Source organism: Streptomyces sp. NPDC058620 (assembly GCF_042717135.1).
In the GTDB taxonomy this organism is placed as follows: domain Bacteria; phylum Actinomycetota; class Actinomycetes; order Streptomycetales; family Streptomycetaceae; genus Streptomyces.
Genome location: NZ_JBHXQO010000110.1, coordinates 2,971 through 7,995, shown reverse-complemented (window position 1 = coordinate 7,995; position 5,025 = coordinate 2,971). Strand labels below are relative to the sequence as shown.

Annotated in this window: 4 protein-coding genes; 3 read left to right on the top strand and 1 reads right to left on the bottom strand. The window is 70.8% G+C overall.

Annotation, left to right across the window (positions count from 1 at the left end; translation table 11 throughout):
- Window positions 1-34: 34 nt before the first annotated feature.
- Entirely contained in the window at window positions 35-289 is a 255-nt protein-coding gene (locus tag ACFWSK_RS37010) for a hypothetical protein (RefSeq protein WP_383796394.1), read from the bottom strand.
- Between ACFWSK_RS37010 and ACFWSK_RS37005 the strand changes: the two genes are divergently transcribed.
- The 3 genes from ACFWSK_RS37005 (at window position 260) to dnaN (ending at window position 4,864) form a co-directional block, all read left to right on the top strand.
- On the top strand, window positions 260-1,402 hold the full coding sequence (locus ACFWSK_RS37005) for an FG-GAP repeat protein (protein ID WP_383796391.1): 1,143 nt from the start codon (window positions 260-262) through the stop codon (window positions 1,400-1,402). The genes ACFWSK_RS37010 and ACFWSK_RS37005 overlap by 30 nt on opposite strands.
- A 148-nt stretch (window positions 1,403-1,550) precedes the next feature.
- Window positions 1,551-3,536, top strand: a complete 1,986-nt coding sequence (locus ACFWSK_RS37000; RefSeq protein ID WP_383796388.1) for an Ig-like domain repeat protein — start codon at window positions 1,551-1,553, stop codon at window positions 3,534-3,536.
- Window positions 3,537-3,748: 212 nt separating this feature from the next.
- Window positions 3,749-4,864, top strand: a complete 1,116-nt coding sequence (gene dnaN, locus ACFWSK_RS36995) for a DNA polymerase III subunit beta (RefSeq protein WP_383796386.1) — start codon at window positions 3,749-3,751, stop codon at window positions 4,862-4,864.
- Window positions 4,865-5,025 lie beyond the last annotated feature (161 nt).

The window sequence follows — 5,025 nt, the reverse complement described above, 5'->3', positions numbered from 1 at the left end:
ATGCCCGGCCCCGCGCTCCTGGCGTCGTACCGGGTCAGAGTTTCTCGGGCAGCCTGATGGTGCGTACGAGCGGCATGTCCGCGTACAGCTCCGGCATCGCCGTCACCACCGGCCGTCCGTCAGGCCAGTCCAGCGTCGGGCGCGAGAGGTGGATGGCATGCCCCAGATGCCACTCGACACCCTCACGGATCAAAGCCCCCACCGCCGAGGCCCCGGCGAAGTCCAGCTCCACGATCTCGGCGGCAGGCAGCGCGCCGACGTGCTCGGCCAGCCCCTTCCTGGAGATCACTTCGGTTCGTCCAGTGCGCTCGCGGACCTCGACAAGGACGGGTACGCGGACCTGGTGGTCGGCTCCATCTACGAGAGCATCGGTGCCGCGAAGCAGGCAGGCTCGGCGACTGTCCTGTGGGGCAGCAAGAGCGGTCTGGTGTCCGGGGCCTTGCTGCCGACACAGGTGCGGAACGAGCGGTACGCCGGCAAGGACGTGGCCGCGTGGTCCGGCCCGGACGGCGCGCGGGTACTGGTCGTCAACGACGGCACCACCACGGAACTGAAGGGTCCGATCAGCCGGACCGGCGTGGTCGGTTCGTCCACGCTCCACGAACGCACAGGCTGGACGCGATCCGCTTCACTCGGCGACCTGAACGGGGACAAGGCGGCCGACAGGGTGGTGGTCAGCGGACGCATGGGCGGGCAGAGCGGTGGGTTCGTGTTCGTGAACTACTCCCTGACGGACCCCGTCGATCGCAAGCTCCGCGACGGACTCACCTCGGCCATCGGTGACGTCAACGGGGACGGTTACGGGGACCTGGTGGTCGGCGACCCCGACGAGCCGGACGCGGAAGGCCCCGTCGGCCACATCGGTGGTGCCGTCCACGTGTGGTTCGGCTCGGCGACGGGCGTGGCCTACGACAAGGCACCCATGACCATCCATCAGGACACCTCCGGCGTACCCGACAGGGGCGAGCGCTACGACACGTTCGGGGCGTCCGTGGCCGTTGCCGACCTGAACGGGGACGGCGTGGGCGACATCGTGATCGGCGCGCCCAGTGAGGCGGTCGGCACCAGCCCGGGCGCCGGCGCCGTCACCGTCGTACCCGGGCGCCGCACGGGCCAGTTGGGCACCGGGGCGTACGGCTTCACGCAGAACACGGCCGGGGTGCCGGGCGGGGCGGAGACCGGCGACCAGTTCGGCTCGACCGTGACCGCCGGGGACCTCAACCACGACGGCAGGCCCGAGATCGCCGTGGGCGCGGCCTGGGAGGACGACCGGGGCGGTGTGTGGGTGCTGCCCGGCGGTACGACCCAGCCCGCGTACACGTCGTCGGTGGCCTTCGGGACCGCTCACCTGGGGCTTCCCCCGGACGGCGGAACGCTTCTGGGCGGCGACCTCCAGCAGTGAAGGGGCGGGGGCGGGGCACTGCCCCGCCCCCGTCAGCCGATATTCCGCGCTCACTGTCCGCGCCATGCCATACCCTGCGATCCGGGCCGTACCCCTCTCTCATATCCGGGTGCCACGCGGCCCGCTTACCGTGGGGGTAACAGACACTGTGCGTACGCGCAGAATTTCGACCGCGACAGCGCTCGCGGTCCTCTTCAGTTCAGTAGTTCTCGTCGGCGGCGCCGCCAATCCGGCCACCGCCGACAGCAGTGCGATCCTGCCGGTCATGACGGCCGGGGACATCGTGGTGGACGGCGTCCACCAGAGGATCTTCATCAGCGACCCGTACAGCGGCAAGCTCGTCGCCACCGACTACGCGGGCCGGGTCCAGGCCACGCTGACCGGACTGCCGGGCGTGAACGGGCTCGCCCTGTCCGCCGATTCGGGCCAGTTGTACGCGGCGGTCCCGGGTGACGACTCCATCGTCTCCTTCGAGACGCAGACGGTCACCCGGACCGCCCGCTACGCGACCGGCGAGGGAACCGATCCGGAACACCTCGCCCTCGCGGGCGGCAAGGTCTGGTTCGGGTACGGCTTCGAGGAGAAGGGCAACCTCGGCTCGCTGGACCTGTCCGGTCCCGAGCCCGTGGTGGCCCTGGGCCAGGACGACGCGAGCGGCTGGCGGGGCGCTCCGAGGCTCGCCGCCACGCCGGGTGCGCCGAACACCCTGGCCGCCGGGGACGAGACCACGTCCTCGGGCCTGCTCGGGGTCTTCGACGTGGCCACCGGCACGGCGGTCCGCACCGCCTTCACGGACGACTCGTACAGCCATACCAAGGACCTCGCGCTCACCCCGGACGGCAGCCACCTCGTCACGGCCGACGTGGCCGACCGCCACTTCATCCGGCGGACCACGGACCTCGCGGAGGTGGGGACCTACCCCACCGAGCACTACGCGAACGGTGTCGCCATCGCGGCCGACGGCACGGTCGCGGCGGGCAGCGACTCCTCGTACGACCCGGACGTCCATGTCTTCAAGCCCGGCGCCTCGACCCCGGTCAGGCAGTACGACTTCCCCAACACCGGGGACAGCAGCGGTTCGGATCTCCTGGCCGGCGGCGGCCTGGCCTGGGAGCCCGGTGGCAGCCGGCTGTTCGCCGTGTCCAGCAACAGCCGGAACGAGTTCTCCCTCCGCGTCCTGACCGAGCCCACCAAGTCGGCGACCACCGTCACGGTGAACGCCCCGACGACGGCGGCCCGCGCCAAGAAGCTCACCGTCACCGGGAAGGTCGCATCGAACACACCGTTCCCGGCCGGTGCCAGGATCGCGGTGACCCGTACCGACATGGAGTCGCCGAAGGGCACCTCGCCGAGTTCGGTGGCCCTGAACACGAACGGCACCTTCTCGTTCACCAACTCCCCGCCCGCGGGCGGCAAGGTGACGTACAAGGTGGCGTACGCCGGTGACGCCACGCACTCCGCGTCCTCCGGGTACGACTCCGTCACCGTCTCCCGGGCCACGCCGTCCCTGACGCTGAACCGGAACAAGTCGGTCTACTCGTACGGCAAGGACGTCTCGTTCACGGCGCACCTCGGTACGACGTACAAGAACCGCGTGGTCGAGCTGTGGGTGGACCCCTTCGGTGCCGACAAGCCGAAGAAGCTGGCCCGCAAGGGCACGGTCAACTCCAAGGGCAACCTGTCCGTCGTCGTCGACATGAAGCGGGACACGGCCGTCACCGCCGTGTTCAGGGGTGATGCGCGCTACGCGCCGAAGTCCGTGAAGTCGACCGCGTACGCCAGGGTGGCGGTCTCGACCTCCATCACCAAGGAGTACAAGAACGCGAAGATCGGCACCAGGTCGTACGCGTACTTCCACAAGAAGACCAACCCGGTCTTCAACACGACCATGAGCTACGTCAAGGGCCGCTCGCACCTGCTGTCCCTGCAGCTGTACTACCAGGGCACCTGGTACGACGTGGGCTCGGACTACTTCAAGCTCTCCACGAGCGGCAGGACCTCCATCACGCTGACCGGTCCGCACGACACCGGTTACAAGATGCGAGTGCGCCCCTCGTACGTGAACGGGTACTCGGGCGACAGCGTGAACAGCACCACGCACGGCAGCTGGAAGTACTTCATCTTCACGAAGTAGCGAGATCCGCGGCCCTGCACGCCGGCCACAGGTCGCCACGAGGGTGGTCGCTGTGGCCGGCTGCTCCGCCTCGATGACGGCCCCATGACGGATGCCCTCATGGGGCCGTCCGATGTCTCCGCGCGGCCGAGGCCCGTCCGGCCGAGGGGGATTGTCAGTGGTGGCGTCTAACGTCGGACGGACTGACGCGACGGCACCGAAAGAGGCCCGGCATGGAGTTCCGCATCGAACGTGGCGAGCTGACCGACGCCGTCGCCTGGGCGGCCCGGGTGCTGCCCACCCGGTCGCCCGTGCCCGTCCTGGGCGGGCTGCTCCTCGCGGCGGAGGGCGGCCGGCTGCGGATCTCCGGGCTCGACTTCGAGGCGTCGGCCCGTATCGACGTGGAGGCGGAGACGCTGCGGCCCGGCCGGGTGCTGGTGATGGGGCGCAGGCTGCTCGACATCTGCAAGGTGCTGCCCGACGGTGCGGTGGAGTGTGCGGTCGAGGGCTCGCGTTTCGCGATCACGGGGGACGGCGCCCGCTTCGGGCTCTCGGTGCTGCCGCTCGACGACTACCCGGCCCTGCCCACGCTCCCGGAGGTCCGCGGGGCGGTGGACGCGGCCGAGTTCGCGGCCGCGGTGGCGCATGTGACGGTGGCCGCGGGGCGGGACGACACCCTGCCCACGCTCACCGGCATCCGGCTCGGTCTCGACGGTACGACGATGACGCTGGCCGCCACCGACCGGTACCGCTTCGCGGTGCGCACGCTGCCCTGGAAGGCGGCGGAGCCCGAGGCGACCGCCGATGTCGTGGTGTCGGCCCGCAGACTGACCGAGATCGCCCGCTCGCTGGGCCGCTCGGGCCTCGTCAGCGTCGCGCTGGACGCCGGGTCGGCCGGCTTCGAGCACGCGGGGATGCGGACGACCGTGCGACTCCTGGACGGCCGGCTGCCGCGCCACGACAAGCTCTTCGCGATGGCGGACCCGGCGCTCGCGGTGATGGACCGGGCGAGGCTGGTGGAAGCCGTCAAGCGGGTCTCGGTCGTGGCGGACGGCGACAGTCCGATCCAGCTGACCTTCTCGGCCGCCGACGGCACGGTGCTGCTCCAGGCGGGATACGAGGACGATGTGGCAGCGCAGCGGCTGCCGGCCACGCTGGAGGGCGCCGACGGGATGACGGTGGCGTTCAACCCCTCGTACCTGATGGACGCGCTGACCACCTTCGAGGAGCCGGTGGTGCGCCTCCATCTGCTGGGGCCGGGGCAGCGCGCCATGATCACGGGCGATCCGGTCCCCGCGGGCACCACGCACCAGCATCTGCTGATGTCCGTGAAGCCGCCGCTGGTGTGACACGTCCGGCTCTCACGGCACTCCGGGCACCGAAACGGGGGGTGGGGCCGCGCCGTCGCGGGCCCCCACCCCCCCCCCCCGGGGGGGGGCGGGGCCGGCCACCAGGTGGACGGGCGCGGGGTGCCCCTCACCGCGGGTGCTATCCGCGATGTACACTAGGG